Here is an 18,133-nt window from a genome sequence, read left to right on the forward strand (position 1 = left end):
GATAGCGGTGTGTCAGATACGACAACTCTGACTGATCCACCGCTATCGCGAGCAGGCGAAGGCCTACAGGGGATCAGTGGTGGGTCAGGAGAGCCACGGGTTGTTGGCCAGGTGTTGGCGCTCGAAAGCCTTGATCTGTTCGCGACGTTGCAGGGTGCTGCCGATGGCATCCAGGCCGAGCAGCAGCGCGGTTTTACGCAAAGTATCGATCTGGAAATCGATCACCGTGCCATCCGCCAGGCCAATGTGTTGGGCCTCCAGATCAATACTGATCCGCGCCGTTTCAGCCTGACCGACAAGCTGTCCGATGCGCTGTACCTGCGCGTCTTCCAGCGTAATCAACAACACCCCGTTACGCTGGCAATTGTCGTAGAAGATCCCGGCGAAACTGCTGCCGATCAACGCGCGAATACCCATTTGCTGCAAGCCCCAGACCGCATGTTCGCGGCTGGAACCGCAGCCAAAATTCGGCCCGACCAGCAGAAAACTTGCGCCCTGCCACGCGGGTTGGTTCAAAACGAAATCGGGGTTGGGGCTGCCATCGCGCAGAAACCGCAAATCGAAAAACAAGCCGCGATCGAGTCCCTGACGATCAATGCCTTTGAGGAACTGCTTGGGCATGATCACGTCCGTGTCGACATTGGCCGCCAATAACGGCGCGGCCTGACCGCTGACCTGGGTGAAGGGTTGCAGGCTCATGGGCGCTCTCCAAAGTGGCGAATATCGGTGAGTCGACCGCTTATCGCAGCAGCGGCGACCATCGCTGGGCTCATCAGATGAGTACGGGCGCCGGCGCCCTGACGGCCTTCGAAGTTGCGGTTGGTGCTGGATGCGCAACGGTCACCGGGTGCGAGGACGTCGTCGTTCATCGCCAGGCACATCGAGCAGCCGGACTGTCGCCATTCGAAACCGGCATCGATAAAGATCTGCGCCAGCCCTTCGGCCTCGGCCTGCGCGCGAACTTCGCTGGAGCCGGGGACGATCATCGCCCGCACATGCTCTGCCACTTGCTGCCCGCGCACGACGCTGGCGGCATCACGCAGGTCTTCGATTCGCGCATTGGTGCACGAACCGATAAAGGCATGGCTGATGACGATATCGCTGAGCGCCATGCCCGCTTCGAGGCCCATGTAGTTGAGGGCGCGGCGCATGTCCTGACGCAGGATCGGATCGCTGATCGCTTGTGGGTCCGGCACTCGCGCACCGATCGCGGCGGCCTGATCAGGGCTGGTGCCCCAGGTGACCATCGGTTCCAGCACACTGGCATCAAGATGAATCTCGCGGTCAAACACCGCGCCCGGATCACTGCGCAATTCGCGCCACTTCTCCACGCCCCGCTCCCACAACTCGCCTTGCGGCGCTCGCGGCTTGCCCTTGAGATAGGCGAAGACCTTGTCATCCGGCGCCATGAATGCCCCGCGCGCGCCGGCCTCGACGGCCATGTTGCAGATGGTCATGCGCGCTTCAACGCTGAGGGCGTCGATGGTCGAACCGCAGAACTCGATCGCGTAACCGCTGGCCCCGGACGCACCGATGCGGCCGATCAGGGCCATGATCACGTCTTTGGAGGTCAGGCCCGGCGCCAGATCGCCGTCGACAGTCACGCGCAGGCTTTTCAGACGTTTGTAGACCAGGGTCTGCGAGGCCAGCAGGTGTTCGATCTCGGAGGTGCCGATGCCGAAACCGAAGGCGCCAAGCGCGCCATAGGTGGTGGTATGGCTGTCGCCAGCGGCGATGACCATGCCGGGCAGAATGAAACCCTGCTCGGGAGCGATCACGTGTTCGATGCCCTGACGTTTGTCGAGGATGTCCAGCAACTCGATGCCGAAATCGCGGCAGTTCTGCGCCAGATACGACACTTGCCGCGCGCCACCCGCATCAGGCATTGCCGCGATGCGCACAGGCGTGGTCGGGTTGACGTGGTCGACCACCGCCAGCGCCGTGCCCGGCCGCCAGACCTCGCGCCCGGCCGCGCGCAAACCGCTGAAGGCCTGCGGGCTGGTGTATTCGTTGATCACCTGACGATCGATATACAACAGGACATGGCCCTGATCGTCGAGGCGGCACACCGTGTGCGAATCGATGTGTTTGTCGTAGAGGGTTCTGGCGGTCATCAAGGCGCTCACTCAGGGAATCGGGTGATTCCCATCATAGGGAGCGTGGGTCGGCCATCAATTGGCAGAGAGTGATGGCGTAAATCATGAATCGTGTTTGATCCCCTGTACGCAGCAAAACCCTGTGGGAGCGAGCCTGCTCGCGAAAGCGGTGGATCAGGCAACGGATGAAGTGACTGACCCGGCGCTTTCGCGAGCAGGCTCGCTCCCACAAGGGGATTCGTGGTGACCGGGGAATTGGGAAACATTTGCTTTCATATCACCTTTCAGGATTTGCCCCACTCATCCGTCCTATATAGATGCAGGCCGTTCGCGTAGGCAAAAGCCACGAGCGCCTTTCGGGGACTGCTGTGCTGCGAAGCCCGTAGCCACGTGCCCTTTCACCGAAAACAAGACGCACAATCATGTCGAAGAAATCCCGCTCCAAACTGTGGTTCCTCGTTCATAGCTGGCTGGCGTTACCGATCTGGTTCTTTGTGCTGATCGTCTGTGTCACGGGCACTCTGGCGGTGGTCAGCCAGGAAATCGTCTGGCTGGCCAACCCGCAGATGCGCGCCAGTCAGCCCGCCGACGATGCACCGCTGCTCAGCTTTGAGCAGGTGCTGGCCGCCATCAAAAAAGCCGAACCGCAAACACTGGTAGAAAGCATCAGCCGACCGGACGAATCACACTTCGCCCTCGACGTCAGCGTCAGTTATCCGGACGGACGCTCGCAGACCGTTTACGTCAACCCGTACACCGGCGTGATACAAGGCAGCGCACCCGACTTCAACTTCCAGGCTTTTACCCGCGCCCTGCATGGCTGGTGGCTGGTGCCCTTTACCAACGGTTACAGCTGGGGCTGGTATCTGGTGTCGTTCCTCGGTTTGCCGATGCTCGCCTCGCTGGTAACCGGCCTTGTGGTGTACAAGCGTTTCTGGAAAGGCTTTCTGCGCCCGACCTTGCGCATTCGCCACGGCGCACGGATTTTCTGGGGCGACTTCCACCGCCTCAGCGGGATCTGGTCGATCTGGTTTATCGCGGTGATTTCGATAACCGGTACCTGGTTCCTGATTCAGGCTTTCCTGTTCGACAACCAGGTGTCGATTTCGACCGAGCCCATTATTCCGGCCATGGCGCGTGAAAGCGTGCCAATCTCGGCTGATGCTTCGCCGCCGCCACGGATCAGCCTGGATCGTGCGGTGGAGATCGCCGAACAGAAAATCCCCGGCCTCGAAGTCAGCTTCATCAGCATGCCCGGCAATGCCTACAGCCACATGAGCGTCGGCGGTCGCGGCTGGTATCCGCTGATGTTCCAGACAGCCACGCTGAATCCGTTCAACGGTGACATGGCCGCCTCGCGACTGATCACCGACCGCTCTTCCCTGGAATTTGTCACCGAATCCATGCGGCCGCTGCACACCGGTGATTTCGGTGGACTGTGGATCAAGCTGATCTGGTTCTTCTTCGGCTTGCTGTTGAGCATGATGGTGCTCAGCGGTCTGCTGATCTGGACCAAACGCACCGCTCTGGCCACCGCCAACGCGCTCAAGCGCGAAAGCAAGAAGGCCCGCAGCGCCCCGGCACAACCGGCCTTCGCCCGTGAAACCTCGGAGGCTAACCTGTGAGCCAGTCCAGCACCGCCACCCCACCGTCGCGCCTGAGCCGTTTCTGGCACAAATGGCGCTTCCACATCAATGCGCTGCTGTTGCTGATCCCGTTGGGATTCATGCCCAAGTACTTCGCCGACGTGTCGCTGTTTCGCGGCGACAGCGGCCTGGGCGAGCGCGAAATAGGTGACGTTCAGGTCGGCCCCTGGAGTTTGCGTCTGGCCGAACTGCGCAACGAAGCCCCGCATCTGAGCGGTCCAGCCGGCTACATGAAGGACTTCAACGCAGCGCTGTGCGATGCCTGCGTTGAACAGGTCAAGGCCACTTATCTGCGCATCGGCAAACCGCGCAGCCTGCGTGCCGCCGGGGTGATTTTCTTCGGTACACCGTATCGCATGGGCAGCCAACTGCCGGTTCCGGAAAAAACCAAAGCCGACGCCGAACTGTGGATCACCATGGAAGGCTGGGACGGCAGCATGCATCAGGCTTCGATCCCTCTGAGTCAGGCCTCCCCCGCCACCATTGCCTGGTTGAACAAACAAGGAGCCAAACCATGACTTGCTCGCAACGCCTTTCCCGCCTGCGGTTGAATACCGCGCTGCTGGTGCTGTGCGCCGGCTTCAGTGCCGGTGCGCTGGCACACAACCCGATGTGTGAATGCAAAGCCATCGACGCCGAGCAGATCAAATGCACGGGTGGATTCTCCGACGGCAGCGGTGCACCGGGGGTGACCCTCGATGTGATCGGCTATGACGAAACCGTTCTGGTGCCGGGCAAACTCGGCAGCGATTCGACCCTGACCTTCAAGAAACCCGGCGCCGAATTCTACGTACTGTTCGACGCAGGTCCGGGCCACGTGGTGGAAATCGACCAAGCGGATATCGAAGCCCCATGAGCACGCCAACCAGCCAAATCGTGCGCCCGGCCGGTGCCGGTCATGAAACCCTCAATGTGCTGCTGTTGTGCCTGTTGATCCTGGCGGTCGCCGGCTCGGTCGTCGCCTGGCGCGGGGTTTCCCATGAACCGGAGCCGGTGGCGACAAATCAACTCGACGCGCGCCGCGACCTCAGCGCTTCGGAACAAGGCATCTACGCCGACCTGCGGGTGACCCTCGACGAAATCCGCTTGCTGCGCGAAGAACAGCGAACCCTGCCGACACCGCAATATCTGGCCGACGAAGGCTTTGCGCCGTTTGCCCAGGATGCGAGTTCGGTCAGCCGTGGCGGTCATGCCTGGCAGATGCTGGCGGGCAGCGCCTATTTCGGTCATAGCCAGAACACGGCGGTTGCCGGTTCGTTCGTGATGTTGCTGAGCGCCGACGACAAGGCTGCGCCCGATATCTGGCTCAACCGCGACGCCAATCCGATAGCGCCGACCGAACTGACTGAAGCCGCCCTGTCCGCCTCTGGCTGGAAACAGATTGTCGCGCAATACGATGCCGGGGTTACCCGCGAACATCGCCATTGATTCCTCGCCCTCATCCGAGAGAAGACCGTTTGCCCATGTCTAATTCATCGTCTCGCCGTCCATTGTTGCGTCTGTTTCTGCTCGGCCTCTGCGCCTGCCTGCTGAGCCCACTGGCCGCCGCCGATCAGGCCAAACGCCTGCGCATCGGCATCACCCTGCACCCGTATTACAGCTATGTGGCGAACATTGTCGGCGACAAGGCCGAGGTGGTTCCGCTGATTCCCGCTGGCTTCAATCCGCATGCCTACGAACCGCGGGCCGAGGACATCAAACGCATCAGCGGGCTGGACGTGATCGTGCTCAACGGTGTCGGCCATGACGACTTTGCCGACCGCATGATCGCCGCCAGCGAAACGCCGAACATCAAAACCATCGAAGCCAACGAAAACGTGCCGCTGCTGGCCGCCACCGGGGTTGCCGCACGCGGCGCCGGCAAAGTGGTGAATCCGCACACATTCCTGTCGATCAGCGCCTCCATCGCCCAGGTCAACAACATCGCGCGCGAACTGGGCAAACTCGATCCGGACAACGCCAAGACCTACACCCAGAACGCCCGCGCCTACGGCAAACGCCTGCGGCAGATGCGCGCCGACGCGCTGGCCAAACTGACGCAAGCGCCGAACGCAGAACTGCGCGTGGCCACGGTGCACGCCGCTTATGACTATTTGCTGCGTGAGTTCGGCCTGGAAGTGACCGCCGTGGTCGAACCGGCCCACGGCATCGAGCCGAGCCCAAGCCAATTGAAGAAGACCATCGACCAGTTGCGTGAACTGGACGTGAAGGTGATCTTCTCGGAGATGGATTTCCCCTCCACTTATGTCGAAACGATTCAGCGTGAGTCCGGCGTGAAACTGTATCCGCTGTCGCACATTTCCTACGGCGAATACACCGCCGACAAGTACGAAAAGGAAATGACCGGCAACCTCAACACCGTGGTGCGGGCGATTCAGGAGTCGGGCGCATGACTTCCAAAGAAACGATTTCGAACGAACTCGAATCCCCTGTGGGAGCGAGCTTGCTCGCGAAGGCGCCAGGTCAGCCAACATCTTTATCGAATGACACACCGCATTCGCGAGCAAGCTCGCTCCCACAGGTTTCGGGGCCGACTTTGGATTTTGCGCAGGTTTGTCTGACGCTGGGGCGCACGACGATTCTGGACAAGGTCACCTTCCAGGTGCAGCCCGGCAGCGTGCATGCGCTGGTAGGCCCCAACGGTGGCGGCAAGAGTTCGCTGATCAAAACCCTGCTCGGGCAAATGCCGCATCAGGGCCAGCTCAGCCTGCAATGGCCCGGCGAACCCGGGACCATCGGTTATGTGCCACAGGCGCTGGAGTTCGATCGCGGTTTGCCTTTGACCGTCGACGATTTCATGGCCGCCATGTGTCAACGTCGCCCGGCGTTTCTCGGTTTGAGCAAGCGTTACGCCGGCGCCATTGGCGATGCGCTGGAACGCGTCGGCATGCAGGACAAACGCAAGCGGCGCATGGGTGCGCTGTCCGGCGGGGAACGGCAGCGGGTGCTGCTCGCACAAGGCTTGATTCCGGCGCCGCAATTGCTGGTGCTGGATGAACCGATGTCCGCCCTTGATGAAGCCGGGATTCAGGTGTTCGAGCGCCTGCTCAATGACTGGCGCGCGGCGGGCATCACCGTGCTGTGGATCGAGCACGATCTGGAAGCGGTCGGGCGTCTGGCCGATCGGGTCACCGGCCTGAACCGTCGTGTGCTGTTCGACGCCACGCCACAACAGGCGCTGACCCCGGAACGCCTGCTAACGCTGTTTTCCACCCATCCACGGAGCGCTGTCTGATGAGTTACGAAGCCTTTCGTTTGATGGTGCAAGGCTGGGCCTCGTCCGGTTATCTGCCGGAAGCACTGGCCTACGGTTTTGTCGTAAATGCTTTGCTCGCTGGCCTGTTGATCGGCCCGGTGCTCGGCGGCCTCGGCACGCTGGTGGTGGTCAAGCGCTTCGCGTTTTTCTCCGAAGCGGTAGGCCACGCGGCGCTGACCGGCGTGGCCATCGGCATCCTGCTCGGCGAACCCTACACCGGGCCCTATGGCAGCCTGTTCGGGTACTGCCTGCTGTTCGGCATCCTGCTCAATTACCTACGCAACCGTACCGGCCTGGCACCGGACACCTTGATCGGCGTGTTTCTGTCGGTGTCGCTGGCACTCGGCGCGAGTCTGCTGTTGATTCTGGCGGGCAAGATCAACGTGCACATTCTCGAAAACGTACTGTTCGGCTCAGTGCTGACGGTCAACGGCAACGATCTGGCAGTGCTGGCCATCGTCGGCTCGCTGGTCATGGCTCTGGCACTGCCGTTGTACAACCGCATCATGCTCGCCAGTTTCAACCCGCAACTGGCGGCCGTGCGCGGGGTGGCGGTGAAAACCCTGGATTATCTGTTCGTGATTCTGGTGACGCTGATCACCGTGGCGGCGGTGAAAGTCATCGGTGCGATTCTGGTTGGCGCACTGCTGGTGATTCCAGCGGCAGCGGCGCGTTTGCTCAGCCAGTCGCTCAAGGGCTTCTTCTGGTGCTCGGTGCTGATCGCCACGGTCAGCACGTTGTGCGGGATCCTGGCGCCGATCGTGTTCGACCTGCCGATTCCATCCGGCGCCGCGATCATTCTGGTCGCCGGCATAGCCTTCGCCCTCGCCGCCATTGCGCGCGGGGTTGTCCCGAGTTTGAAAGGGAATCTTGGATAAATGACTTTTTCACTGCGAAAACTGACCTTGGCCATGACCCTGTGCGGTGTGGTCTGCTCGCCGTTGATGGCCGCCGAAAAAGCTAAACCGCTGCAGGTACTGGCCTCGCTGCCCATCACCTTTGGCTTGGCAGAAGCGCTGCTCAAGGGCACTGATGTCAATCTCGAACGCGCGGCGCCAGCGAACCTGCCGGGCAGCCGTCAGAGTGCCTACTTTACGGGGCGTGGCGCTCCGGCCCTGAGCAAACTGGCAACCGGTGCCGATGCCGTCATTGGCGTGCGCTCGCTGTGGCCAGATGACCAGTTGTACCCGATCGCCCGCCGCAGCAATATCCGCATCGTTGAAGTTGATGCGGCGCGCCCGATCGACGGCGCCCTGCCGGGCATTGCCGTGCAACCGGATCTGAAGGTCGATGGCCTGAACAGTCAACCGTGGCTGGCGAGCAACAACATGGGGCGCATGGCGGATGTGATGGCGGCGGATCTGGTGCGCCTGGCACCGAGCGCCAAGCCTGCGATCGAGGCGAATCTGGCGACGTTGAAGCAGCGTCTGTTGAAGCTCAGCGCCGATAGCGAAGCGCGTCTGGCCAACGCCGACAATCTGAGTGTGTTGAGCCTGAGCGATCACTTCGGTTATTTGATCGGCAGCTTGAATCTGGAGCTGATCGGCGAGGATCCACGCCCTGATACCGAGTGGACGCCTGAGGATCTGAAAAAACTGACGGCAACGCTAAAGGACAATGATGTCGCGGTGGTGCTGCATCATCGGCAGCCGTCGGAGCCGGTGAAAGCGGCGATTGCCGAATCGGGTAGTCGTCTGGTGGTGTTGAGCACCGATGCGGCGGATCCGGTGGCGGAGCTGGAAGGCAATGTGGATTTGCTGCTCAAGGGTTTGAGCGGGGCTTAATTTCAGCTGAAACCGCGTTATCGTTCATCGCGAGCAGGCTCACTCCTACAGGGGGAGCGCATTCCAAATGTAGGAGTGAGCCTGCTCGCGATGAGGCCAGCCCGGACTACACAAATCCAAGGCAAGAAAAAACCCGCTGACTGTCACCAGTCCAGCGGGTTTTCTTTTGCCCGGCCGCTTATTGCGCGGCAGCCTGCCCTTCCATCTTCTGGCGCAGGCTCAGCGGACGCATGTCAGTCCAGGTTTCTTCAATGTAGGCCAGGCATTCCTTTTTCAGGCCGCTCTTGCCCACAGTGCGCCAGCCTTCCGGCACGGCTTTGTAATCCGGCCAGATCGAGTATTGCTCTTCGTGGTTGACCACGACCTGAAAGAGGATGTCCTCGCGGTCGAATACTGACGTCATGCTGGTTCTCCATCGTTGTAAGGGTGGGCTGCACGAAGGGTGCAACCGGGTATGTAGAAAGAACGTTCGGCGCGGCGAAAAATTTACAGCGACGCGGTAGCGGCGGCCAAAGCGCGACCAAAGATTTCCGCAACACGGTCGATTTCGGCAGCGGTAATCACCAGCGGCGGCAGGAAACGCACCACCGCGCCATGGCGACCGCCCAGCTCCAGAATCAGCCCACGCTTGAGGCATTCGCGCTGGACCAGCGGCGCCAGTCGCGCAAACGCCGGCGGATGGCCGAGCGCATCCGGCGTGCCGTTCGGCTCGACCAGCTCTACCCCGAGCATCAGGCCACGACCACGAATATCACCCAGTTGCGGGAAGTCGCGCTGCAGGATGCGCAGGTGCTCACTGAGGCGTTCGCCCATGGCAGCAGCGTGTTCGCAGACCTTGTGCTCAACCAGATAACGCATCACCGCAGAACCTGCCGCCATCGCCATCTGATTGCCACGGAAGGTGCCGGCGTGCGCGCCCGGCTGCCAGGTGTCGAGCCAGTCGCGGTAGACCACCACAGCCAACGGCAGGCTGCCGCCAATGGCTTTGGACAACACCACCACATCCGGGGTGATGCCAGCGTGTTCGAAGGCAAACATCTTGCCGGTGCGGGCAAAACCGCTCTGGATCTCGTCGACGATCAGCGCCACACCGGCCTTCTCGGTGATCCGACGCAAGCCGCGCAGCCACTCGATGTCCGCCGGAATCACGCCGCCTTCGCCCTGCACCGCTTCGACGATGACTGCAGCGGGCAATTGCACGCCAGCCTCGGGATCGTTGAGCAGGTTTTCCAGGTAACTCAGGTTAGCCTTCACGCCAGCTGCGCCACCGAGGCCGAACGGGCAGCGGTAGTCATACGGGAACGGCATGAACTGCACGCCATTACTGAGCAAGGCGCCCAACGGCTTTTTCGGCCCCAGGCTGCCCATCAGACTCAGCGCGCCCTGGCTCATGCCGTGATAACCGCCGGAAAACGACAGCACGGTGCTGCGCCCGGTCGCCGTGCGCACCAGCTTCAGCGCCGCTTCCACGGCATCGGTACCGGTCGGGCCGCAGAACTGGATTTTCGCCTCAGCCGCGAGGGCCGATGGCAGCAGACCGAACAGATCCTGGACAAACTGATCCTTGACCGGTGTGGTCAGGTCGAGGGTGTGCAGCGGCAATTCATCGGCCAGCACCTGCTGGATCGCTTCGATCACCACCGGATGGTTATGCCCCAGCGCCAGTGTGCCGGCACCGGCCAGACAGTCGATGAACGTGCGCCCTTCAACGTCTTCGACATACAGGCCTTTGGCGCGCTTCAGAGCCAATGGAATACGTCGTGGATAGCTGCGCGCATTGGATTCCTGGCGGGCCTGACGGGCCAGCAATGGCGATTCGTTGAACTGGTACAGCGTTTCGGCCGGCGCCGAGGCAACCCGGGCCGACGACTCTTCGATAAGGCTGGTGGCGACTGACATCTCTCGACCCCTCAATTGGCTATGGATAGTGACCAAAACAGCACACCGGACAGTGCGCATTCCGATCGCGGGGCGCACTTGCAGGTTTTCCTGTTCTGGAAACGCTTAAGGGGCCTGAGGATTTAGCCCGTGATCGAGTTGTCAGCCCGGCGCTGCCATCGGCTTGTGCATGGGCAGGGTCTGCAAGCCTTGGTATTCGAGGGGCGGCGCTGATTCGCGATAGCCCAGACGCCGATAAAATGCCTGGCCGGTGCGCGTGCTGTTGAGATCAGCGTGAGAAACACCGCGAACCCGTAACCAGCCTTCCAGATCCAACATCAGCGCCCGCCCCACGCCCCGGCGAAATGACTCTGGCTGGACGTAACACAGCAAAATGCCGCCGCTGGCCTGCGCCATGCCGACACCGGCCGGTTTGTTCGCCAACAACGCGATGCAGAGATAGAAGTGCGGATCGGCCAGTCGAGCGCTGATGAAATCGGCGGATTGCAGGCTGATCCATTGGCTGACGAGTGATGGATCGTTACGGTGATCGAGCGCACATCCGATGCGGATCGAACGTTCGATGATGCGGCTGATGATACCGGCGTCGGCCAGTGTGGCCGGACGAATACAGATGGTTGCTTCCATGGCGCAGTTCCCTCAATCCATTGAGTCAAAGCTGCGTCGAACTTACCCCCACTTCAGCCGGATAGCGAACGCCGAGAGGTTACATTTGATGTGCCACAACACCTTTCCGTGTGGGAGCGAGCCTGCTCGCGAAAGCGATTTGGCAGCCACACTGATGTTGAGTGTGCCGCCGTCTTCGCGAGCAGGCTCGCTCCCACAGGGGATTTGCGGTGGAATCAGACCGGTTGCAACGGCATGGTCAGTTCGACGCGCAGGCCATCCGGGCGGCTGTCGAAATGCAGCGCGCAGTCGCAGCGCTGAACGATCGCCTGAACAATCGCCAGGCCGAGGCCGCAACCGGTGCTCTGGCCGTTGCGCCAGAAACGTTGGGTCAGGTGTTGCAGGTCATCCGGCGCAATCCCCGGGCCATGGTCGCGCACGACAAACCGCACGCGGTTGCCAATGGTTTCCAGGCTCAGCTCAACCGCGCAGTCTTCTGGCGTATGGCGCAGGGCGTTGTCGAGCAGATTGCGCAGCGCCGCAATCGACAGCACGGCCGGCATTTGCAGCGGCGCAGCGCAAAGCTCGGTCGGCAGTTGCAGTTTGATGCGCAGGCGCTCGCCACCGGTGGCGTCCTGAATCGCCAGGCGTGCCACTTGCTCGGCGCTGCATTGCGAACCGTCATCGAACGACAGACTGCCCTCGACCCGCGCCAGCAACAGCAGTTGCTCAAGGGTTCGATGCAGACGATCGGCGCCTTCCTCGGCCCGCGCCAGCGACTGATCGCGGGCGCTGCCGTCGGTCATGCGCGCGACTTGCAGGTGAGTCTTGATCGCCGTCAGCGGGCTGCGCAGTTCATGCGCCGCGTCACCGGTCAGACGTCGCTCACGCTCAATGGTCTTGCCGATGCGTTGAAACAACTGATTTTGCGTTTCCAGCAGCGGCTTCAATTCGCTGGGAAAGGTCTGGATCTGCAACGGCTCGAGCGAATCGGCATTGCGTCGCATCAACGCTTCACGCAGACGGTTGAGCGGCGCCAGCCCCTGGCCGATGCCCAGCCACAACAGGCATAGGCAACCCAGCAAAGCAACGCCCACCGGCACCGACGCCGCCAACAGGATCGACATGTTCAGGGCTTCGCGCTCGATCTGCCGGTCGGCGGTGGTAATCCGCACATCGCCCCGGGCGAGGGTGAAACTGCGCCACGGCGCACCGTCGATCATCTGGTCATGGAAGCCCATCTTCTCGGCTTCCAGCGCCTGTTCGGGATTGTTGTGGCTGCGCGCGAGAATTTCCCCGCGCAAGGAACTGACCTGACAGGCCATGCCGCCGGGGATATTCAATTGTTCGGCACTGAAATGCGTGCCCTCGCCTTTGCTCGGCAGTGTCGGCAACTGTTCCAGCAGCCCGGCAACCATGCGCGCCGACGCCACCAGACGCTGGTCGAGAGAGAACATCATCTGATTGCGCAGGTCACTGAGCATCCAGGCCGCCGCCAGCGCCCAGATCAGCGCAAACGCGGCGCCGAGGGTCAGGCTCAGGCGCAGTCGCAGGCTCATCACTTGCCTTGATCTCCACCGTCAGCCGGCCCGAGGCGATAGCCCAGGCCGCGCACGGTTTCGACGATGCCTTTACCCAGTTTGCTGCGCAGGTGATGGATGTGCACGTTCAGCGCGTTGCTTTCCAGTTCATCGTTGAAGCCGTAGACACTGTCTTTCAACTGTTCGGTGGACAGCACCCGCCCACGATTGTGCAGCAGCGCCTGCAACAGCGATTGCTCGCGGCGCGACAGGTCCACCGGTTGCCCGGCCAGCATGGTTTCGCGGCTGCTCGGGTCGTACGTCAGCGCGCCGTGCTCGATCAGGTTGACGCTGCGTCCGGCCACCCGGCGCAACAGGGTTTGCAGACGGGCGAACAGTTCACGCAGATCGAACGGTTTGAGCAGGTAATCGTCAGCCCCGGCCTGCAAGCCGTCGACACGGTCGGTCACCGAGTCGCGCGCGGTCAGAATCAGCACCGGAATCTCCAGGCCGCTCTGACGCAACTGTTGCAGCAGTTTGAGGCCATCTTCGTCGGGCAGGCCGAGATCGAGCACCATCACGTCGAATTCGGCGACCTTGAGCATCGCCCGCGCTTTCGACGCGGTGTTGACGTGCTCAACGGTCAAACCCTGAGCCGTGAGACCGGCAACGATGCCGCTGGCGATCAGCTCATCGTCTTCGCAAACCAGTACGTGCATGGTGAGTCCCGTAGAAAAAAGCCGATTAGGCAGTTGGCCGATTAAGCTGACATTATGCCCCGAACGTCACAGCGACAAGGGCGTGGCGGTTAATCATCGGTTAATCGCCGCCGCCCATTGTGCACCTCACTTGCACAGGGACAAGGCTCCTCCATGCGTCATTTTTTTCTTTTGTTTGCTCTGCTGATTTCCAGTCTGGCCCAGGCCGGGAACAATCCATTTGATACCAAGCCGGAGTTTCTGCCGGTCGACAAGGCGTTCGTGCTCACCTCCGAACGTCTTGAATCCGGTGAAACCCAGCTGTTCTGGCAAATCACCGACGGCTATTACCTGTATCAGAAACGCTTGAAATTCGATGGACTGAGCGCGCAGCAGCAGCCCGCGCTGCCTGAAGGCGAATCCCACAGCGACGAGTTCTTCGGGGAACAACCGGTCTATCGCCAAGGGCTGGAAGTGAAAATCCCGGCAGCGGCCACAGGCCAGATCAAGGTCAGCTACCAAGGTTGTGCCGATGCGGGTCTGTGCTATCCGCCGCAAACCCGGGTCATTGACCTGGGCGGCAAAGCGGCAGTGGCCGCAAGCGCTGAAGCGCCGGATCAGGCCTTGGCCAGCAGCCTGCAACAACGCGCGCTGGGCTGGAGCTTACTGGTGTTTTTCGGCCTCGGGCTGTTGCTGGCCTTCACCCCTTGCACATTACCAATGCTGCCGATTCTGGCCGGCATGGTGGTCGGCAGTGGTGCCACCCCGCGTCGCGGTTTCGCACTGGCCGGCAGTTATGTGATCTGCATGGCGCTGGTCTATGCGGCGATGGGTGTGATTGCTGCGCTACTCGGCGCGAACCTGCAGGCGTGGTTGCAGAATCCGTGGCTGCTCGGCACGTTTGCCGCGATCTTCGTGGTGCTGGCCTTGCCGATGTTCGGTTTCTTTGAACTGCAATTGCCGGTGGCCCTGCGCGATCGTCTTGAACACGCCTCGCGCAGTCGCAGCGGTGGCAGTCTGATTGGCGCCGGGGTGCTCGGAGCGTTGTCCGGTCTGCTGGTCGGCCCGTGCATGACCGCGCCGCTGGCAGGCGCCTTGCTGTACATCGCGCAGAGCGGCAATGCGCTGCACGGTGGCTTGATTCTGTTCTCGCTGGGCATCGGCATCGGTGTGCCGTTGTTGTTGCTGGTGACCGTGGGCAATCGCTTCCTGCCCAAACCCGGCGCCTGGATGAACCTGCTCAAGGGCGTATTCGGTTTCCTCTTCCTCGCCACGGCGCTGTTGATGTTGCGTCCGGTGCTCGATGCTTCGTTGTGGCTGGGCCTGTGCGGTGCATTGCTGTTGATCGCAGCGTTCTGTGCCTGGAAACAGTCCGAAGGTTTTGGCCGAGTGGCCCAGTTGTTCGGCGCCAGTTCGCTGTTGCTCGGACTGTGGGGCAGTTTGCTGGTGATTGGTGCGGCGGGCGGCAGCGATGATCCGTATCAGCCGTTGCAGGTCTACAGCGCCGGCCGCGCCAGCGCAGCGCTGCCATCGGCTCATGACGCATTCACCACGATCAAGGAGCCGGCGGCGCTGCAACGCGAACTCGATGCCGCCAAGGCTCAGGGTCAGTGGGTGCTGCTCGATTACTACGCCGACTGGTGTGTGTCGTGCAAAGTCATGGAGAAGCAGGTGTTCGGCAAGGACAAGGTCATGCAAACGTTGAGTGACGTACGCCTGCTGCGCCTCGATGTCACTGCCGACAACGCCGCCAGCCGTGAACTGCTCAGCCGCTACAAAGTGCCGGGGCCACCGAGCTTCGTCTGGATCGGCACGGATGGCGAAGAACGCCGCAGCCAGCGCATCACCGGCGAAGTCGATTCCGAGACGTTTCTGCAACGCTGGGCCACCACCCGGGACGCCAATTAATGCTGACGTTAACCCTCGGCACCTTTGCCATCGCACTTAACCACCTGCTGCTGATCAGTGCCCTGGCGCTGGCGACCTTTGTCGGCTGGCGGGTGGCCAAGCGCGGCGGCGATAACCCCGAGTCGGCATTGTTCAGCCTGTTTCTACTGGGCATGCTCGCGGCGCGGGTGGCCTTTGTGCTGCTGTACTGGTCGCACTATCGCAATGACCCGTGGCAAATCATCGATTTGCGTGACGGTGGTTTCCTCGCCTGGCCGGGTGTGATTGTGTTGCTGCTGGCGGCGCTGTATCGCGGCTGGCGTCGTCCAGGACTGCGTCGCCCGTTGGGTTTTGGCGTGGCCAGCGGTGTGGCGTTCTGGCTGTTGGCGACGTTGTCGTTAAACATCTATGAACAAGGCACCCGGCTGCCGGACATCTCCCTGCGCAACGCGGCCGGGGAAACCATCCAGCTCAGCGACTATCAGGGCGGCCCGCTGGTGATCAACCTGTGGGCGACCTGGTGTCCACCGTGCCGGCGCGAGATGCCGGTGCTGGAAAGCGCTCAGCAACAACGCCCCGACCTGACCTTCCTGTTCGTCAATCAGGCCGAAAGCATGCAGAGCGTGGCGACGTTTCTCGAAACCCAGGGCCTGAGCCTCAATAACGTGCTGTTCGACCGCAGTGGTCGGCTGGGTCAGGCCGTCGGTTCGATGGCATTGCCGACTACGCTGTTCTATAGCCCCGACGGTCGGCTGCTGAGCAGTCACCTGGGCGAGTTATCCAACGCCAGCCTGGCGCGCGCCCTGGAAAACTTTGACACCCCGACCCCGAATTCGAACCCGGCCACTGCTCCGGCCACCTCTGCAAGGAAACTGCCATGCCCCGCCTCCGCCACCTGCTGACGCTGACTCTGGGCACTGCCCTGCTGCACTTGCCGTCGGTGCAGGCTGCTGAAGAGTTGCCTGCGGCGATCAAACAGATCGAAGCCAAAGGCGCGAAAATCGTCGGCCAGTTCGATGCGCCCGATGGCCTGCGCGGTTATGCGGCGCAGTATCAGAACCGTGGCATGGCGCTGTACCTGACCCCGGATGGCAAACACGTTTTGCTCGGTAATCTGTACGACGCCGACGGCAAGGACCTGAGCAGCGAGCCCCTGCAAAAACTGGTCTACGCGCCAATGGCCAAGGAAGTCTGGGCCAAGTTCGAAGCGAGCGACTGGATTCAGGACGGCAACAAAGACGCACCGCGCACCGTGTACCTGTTCAGCGATCCGAACTGCCCTTACTGCAACATGTTCTGGGAACAGGCGCGGCCGTGGGTGAAATCCGGCAAGGTGCAACTGCGGCACATCATGGTCGGCATCATTCGTGAAGACAGCCCGGGCAAATCGGCGGCGTTGCTCGCTGCGAAGGATCCGGCCAAGGCCCTGGAAGATCATGAAAAGGCTGGCAAGGGCAGCTCGCTCAAAGCCTTGAAAGAGATTCCGGTGGCCGTGCAGAGCAAACTGGCGGCGAACATGCAGTTGATGGAAGACCTGGATTTGCAGGCGACGCCGGCGATTTTCTACATGGATGACAAGGGCGAGTTGCAACAGCAGCAAGGTGCGCCTTCGCCGGACAAGTTGGCGAAGATTCTCGGGCCTAAATAATTTTCGGCGCTTGGGCTGGCCCTATCGCGAGCAGGCTCACTCCTACATTTGGAATGCATTCTCCTGTAGGAGTGAGCCTGCTCGCGATTGAAGATTACTCGGTGTGTCGATTGCGCTCGCTGAGGAAGGTAAACAACACCTCGGTGACAAACTGCGGATTCTCCAGATTGGAGATATGCCCCGCCTCCGGCACCAACACCCACGGGCAACCGATCAACTCCGCCATTTCCTGTGCTTCCGACGGTGGTCGCGGCTTGTCCTGATCGCCGCACATGACCAGCGTGGTCGCGGCATTCAGTTCGCTCAGCCGTAGCAACAAATCATCACGACCAAAAGTGATACGCCCCATTGGCACGATGCTTTCGCGTAGCCGATCCGGGGAGTACGCCGCCAGTTTCGCGCGGAAATCCTGATACAGCGCCGATTGCGGATCGATGCCCGGACGGAAGAAGATCGGTACGACGATATCGAGCAGTTGTTCGGAAATCTCGCCGGTGTCTTCTATCTGCTTGAACAGCGAGAAGTAGTATTGCCGGGTGGGTTCAGGTTCGACGCCGACGTAGGTGTCCATCAGCACCAGACCGTTGAGCCGTTGCGGTGCCGACAACGCCAGACGTACGCCCCACATGCCGCCGACCGACAGGCCAATCAGGGTGACGCGGTCGATATCCAGATGATCGAGCAAGGCCTGCGCCTGACGGGCGATATCATTCAGGGACGTCGTGCCTTCAGGCAACTGGCCCGATTCGCCATGGCCCCACAGATCCAGCGCAATCACCCGATAGTGCCGCGATAATGCGGCGATCTGCGGCGCCCACATGGCCTGGTCCCACAAGTAGCTGCCGGCCAGCAACACCGCCGGGCCTGTGCCTTGATCAATGTAATGCAGCGCTTGTCCGTCAACCGTGAAAAAAGGCATCGACCACCCCCGCGACAAAAAAAGAGAACCGGCAGACTGAGCTGCCGGTTGCTGGTCGTCAACCTTGGAGATGTACATGAAGGTACCGGCCTCATCGCGAGCAGGCGAAGGCCTACAGGGGAACGCATTCCAAATGTAGGCCTTCGCCTGCTCGCGATGAGGCCATTGCAGGCG

The 18,133-nt window shown here is 61.4% G+C and carries 19 protein-coding genes; 11 read left to right on the plus strand and 8 right to left on the minus strand.

Going from position 1 to position 18,133, the window contains the following annotated elements:
* Window positions 1-84: 84 nt before the first annotated feature.
* Both leuD and leuC read right to left on the minus strand, forming a co-directional pair.
* A complete protein-coding gene (gene leuD / locus VY732_RS20600) occupies window positions 85-699 on the minus strand; it encodes a 3-isopropylmalate dehydratase small subunit (protein ID WP_331691627.1) in 615 nt (204 codons plus the stop codon).
* Entirely contained in the window at window positions 696-2,114 is a 1,419-nt protein-coding gene (gene leuC / locus VY732_RS20605; protein ID WP_331691628.1) for a 3-isopropylmalate dehydratase large subunit, read from the minus strand. Before leuC ends, leuD begins: the two co-directional genes overlap by 4 nt.
* A gap of 404 nt (window positions 2,115-2,518) precedes the next feature.
* On the opposite strand from leuC, the gene VY732_RS20610 reads away from it, so the two are divergent.
* The 8 genes from VY732_RS20610 to VY732_RS20645 are packed head-to-tail and all read left to right on the plus strand — an operon-like array spanning window position 2,519 to window position 8,782.
* On the plus strand, window positions 2,519-3,721 hold the full coding sequence (locus VY732_RS20610) for a PepSY-associated TM helix domain-containing protein (protein ID WP_123595355.1): 1,203 nt from the start codon (window positions 2,519-2,521) through the stop codon (window positions 3,719-3,721).
* Window positions 3,718-4,260, plus strand: a complete 543-nt coding sequence (locus tag VY732_RS20615) for a thiamine pyrophosphate-binding protein (protein WP_077573878.1) — start codon at window positions 3,718-3,720, stop codon at window positions 4,258-4,260. The genes VY732_RS20610 and VY732_RS20615 overlap by 4 nt, the downstream gene beginning before the upstream one ends.
* Window positions 4,257-4,598, plus strand: a complete 342-nt coding sequence (locus VY732_RS20620; RefSeq protein ID WP_116030572.1) for a hypothetical protein — start codon at window positions 4,257-4,259, stop codon at window positions 4,596-4,598. The genes VY732_RS20615 and VY732_RS20620 overlap by 4 nt, the downstream gene beginning before the upstream one ends.
* A complete protein-coding gene (locus VY732_RS20625) occupies window positions 4,595-5,170 on the plus strand; it encodes a DUF6162 family protein (RefSeq protein WP_331691629.1) in 576 nt (191 codons plus the stop codon). The genes VY732_RS20620 and VY732_RS20625 overlap by 4 nt, the downstream gene beginning before the upstream one ends.
* Before the next feature lie 35 nt (window positions 5,171-5,205).
* Complete coding sequence (locus VY732_RS20630; protein ID WP_331691630.1) at window positions 5,206-6,135, plus strand: metal ABC transporter substrate-binding protein; 930 nt, start codon at window positions 5,206-5,208, stop codon at window positions 6,133-6,135.
* Entirely contained in the window at window positions 6,132-6,977 is an 846-nt protein-coding gene (locus VY732_RS20635; RefSeq protein WP_331691631.1) for a metal ABC transporter ATP-binding protein, read from the plus strand. Before VY732_RS20630 ends, VY732_RS20635 begins: the two co-directional genes overlap by 4 nt.
* Window positions 6,977-7,876 (plus strand): metal ABC transporter permease, encoded by a 900-nt coding sequence (locus tag VY732_RS20640; RefSeq protein ID WP_007917717.1) that lies wholly within the window; start codon window positions 6,977-6,979, stop codon window positions 7,874-7,876. Before VY732_RS20635 ends, VY732_RS20640 begins: the two co-directional genes overlap by 1 nt.
* Window positions 7,877-8,782, plus strand: a complete 906-nt coding sequence (locus VY732_RS20645) for a metal ABC transporter substrate-binding protein (RefSeq protein WP_331691632.1) — start codon at window positions 7,877-7,879, stop codon at window positions 8,780-8,782. It abuts the gene before it with no gap.
* A gap of 178 nt (window positions 8,783-8,960) precedes the next feature.
* Here VY732_RS20645 and VY732_RS20650 read toward each other — a convergent pair whose 3' ends face one another.
* From VY732_RS20650 to VY732_RS20670, 5 genes are all read right to left on the minus strand, one after another.
* On the minus strand, window positions 8,961-9,185 hold the full coding sequence (locus tag VY732_RS20650) for an MbtH family protein (protein WP_064391340.1): 225 nt from the start codon (window positions 9,183-9,185) through the stop codon (window positions 8,961-8,963).
* Between the two features lie 83 nt (window positions 9,186-9,268).
* On the minus strand, window positions 9,269-10,681 hold the full coding sequence (locus VY732_RS20655; RefSeq protein WP_331691633.1) for an aspartate aminotransferase family protein: 1,413 nt from the start codon (window positions 10,679-10,681) through the stop codon (window positions 9,269-9,271).
* Window positions 10,682-10,822: 141 nt separating this feature from the next.
* Window positions 10,823-11,308: a GNAT family N-acetyltransferase gene (locus VY732_RS20660; protein WP_116030566.1), complete on the minus strand. Its 486-nt coding sequence runs from the start codon at window positions 11,306-11,308 to the stop codon at window positions 10,823-10,825.
* A gap of 215 nt (window positions 11,309-11,523) precedes the next feature.
* A complete protein-coding gene (locus VY732_RS20665; RefSeq protein WP_137217735.1) occupies window positions 11,524-12,846 on the minus strand; it encodes an ATP-binding protein in 1,323 nt (440 codons plus the stop codon).
* On the minus strand, window positions 12,846-13,526 hold the full coding sequence (locus tag VY732_RS20670; protein ID WP_053122214.1) for a response regulator: 681 nt from the start codon (window positions 13,524-13,526) through the stop codon (window positions 12,846-12,848). The genes VY732_RS20665 and VY732_RS20670 overlap by 1 nt, the downstream gene beginning before the upstream one ends.
* Window positions 13,527-13,679: 153 nt before the next feature.
* Here VY732_RS20670 and dsbD point away from each other — a divergent pair, with 153 nt between their 5' ends.
* From dsbD to dsbG, 3 genes are read left to right on the plus strand one after another with little or no spacing between them, the layout of a single operon-like run.
* Window positions 13,680-15,413 carry a protein-disulfide reductase DsbD gene (gene dsbD / locus VY732_RS20675; RefSeq protein ID WP_331691634.1) on the plus strand — a complete coding sequence of 578 codons (1,734 nt, stop codon included), beginning with the start codon at window positions 13,680-13,682 and terminating at the stop codon, window positions 15,411-15,413.
* Window positions 15,413-16,294, plus strand: a complete 882-nt coding sequence (locus VY732_RS20680) for a TlpA disulfide reductase family protein (protein WP_077573888.1) — start codon at window positions 15,413-15,415, stop codon at window positions 16,292-16,294. Before dsbD ends, VY732_RS20680 begins: the two co-directional genes overlap by 1 nt.
* Window positions 16,270-17,040: a thiol:disulfide interchange protein DsbG gene (gene dsbG / locus VY732_RS20685; protein ID WP_331691635.1), complete on the plus strand. Its 771-nt coding sequence runs from the start codon at window positions 16,270-16,272 to the stop codon at window positions 17,038-17,040. Before VY732_RS20680 ends, dsbG begins: the two co-directional genes overlap by 25 nt.
* Before the next feature lie 94 nt (window positions 17,041-17,134).
* On the opposite strand, the gene VY732_RS20690 is transcribed toward dsbG, so the two are convergent.
* Entirely contained in the window at window positions 17,135-17,959 is an 825-nt protein-coding gene (locus VY732_RS20690) for an alpha/beta fold hydrolase (protein ID WP_331691636.1), read from the minus strand.
* Window positions 17,960-18,133: the final 174 nt, after the last annotated feature.

It is taken from the genome of Pseudomonas sp. ZY71, from assembly GCF_036542145.1.
GTDB lineage: Bacteria > Pseudomonadota > Gammaproteobacteria > Pseudomonadales > Pseudomonadaceae > Aquipseudomonas > Aquipseudomonas koreensis_A.

Bases quoted from the DNA above. Each gene is read 5' to 3' on its own strand.
- VY732_RS20630 (WP_331691630.1), top strand. From the start codon at position 5,206: ATGTCTAATTCATCGTCTCGCCGTCCATTGTTGCGTCTGTTTCTGCTC.
- dsbG (WP_331691635.1), top strand. From the start codon at position 16,270: ATGCCCCGCCTCCGCCACCTGCTGACGCTGACTCTGGGCACTGCCCTG.
- VY732_RS20610 (WP_123595355.1), top strand. From the start codon at position 2,519: ATGTCGAAGAAATCCCGCTCCAAACTGTGGTTCCTCGTTCATAGCTGG.
- leuD (WP_331691627.1), bottom strand. From the start codon at position 699: ATGAGCCTGCAACCCTTCACCCAGGTCAGCGGTCAGGCCGCGCCGTTA.
- VY732_RS20660 (WP_116030566.1), bottom strand. From the start codon at position 11,308: ATGGAAGCAACCATCTGTATTCGTCCGGCCACACTGGCCGACGCCGGT.
- VY732_RS20620 (WP_116030572.1), top strand. From the start codon at position 4,257: ATGACTTGCTCGCAACGCCTTTCCCGCCTGCGGTTGAATACCGCGCTG.
- VY732_RS20665 (WP_137217735.1), bottom strand. From the start codon at position 12,846: ATGAGCCTGCGACTGCGCCTGAGCCTGACCCTCGGCGCCGCGTTTGCG.
- VY732_RS20625 (WP_331691629.1), top strand. From the start codon at position 4,595: ATGAGCACGCCAACCAGCCAAATCGTGCGCCCGGCCGGTGCCGGTCAT.
- VY732_RS20670 (WP_053122214.1), bottom strand. From the start codon at position 13,526: ATGCACGTACTGGTTTGCGAAGACGATGAGCTGATCGCCAGCGGCATC.
- leuC (WP_331691628.1), bottom strand. From the start codon at position 2,114: ATGACCGCCAGAACCCTCTACGACAAACACATCGATTCGCACACGGTG.
- VY732_RS20645 (WP_331691632.1), top strand. From the start codon at position 7,877: ATGACTTTTTCACTGCGAAAACTGACCTTGGCCATGACCCTGTGCGGT.
- VY732_RS20655 (WP_331691633.1), bottom strand. From the start codon at position 10,681: ATGTCAGTCGCCACCAGCCTTATCGAAGAGTCGTCGGCCCGGGTTGCC.
- VY732_RS20680 (WP_077573888.1), top strand. From the start codon at position 15,413: ATGCTGACGTTAACCCTCGGCACCTTTGCCATCGCACTTAACCACCTG.
- VY732_RS20640 (WP_007917717.1), top strand. From the start codon at position 6,977: ATGAGTTACGAAGCCTTTCGTTTGATGGTGCAAGGCTGGGCCTCGTCC.
- VY732_RS20635 (WP_331691631.1), top strand. From the start codon at position 6,132: ATGACTTCCAAAGAAACGATTTCGAACGAACTCGAATCCCCTGTGGGA.
- VY732_RS20690 (WP_331691636.1), bottom strand. From the start codon at position 17,959: ATGCCTTTTTTCACGGTTGACGGACAAGCGCTGCATTACATTGATCAA.
- dsbD (WP_331691634.1), top strand. From the start codon at position 13,680: ATGCGTCATTTTTTTCTTTTGTTTGCTCTGCTGATTTCCAGTCTGGCC.
- VY732_RS20650 (WP_064391340.1), bottom strand. From the start codon at position 9,185: ATGACGTCAGTATTCGACCGCGAGGACATCCTCTTTCAGGTCGTGGTC.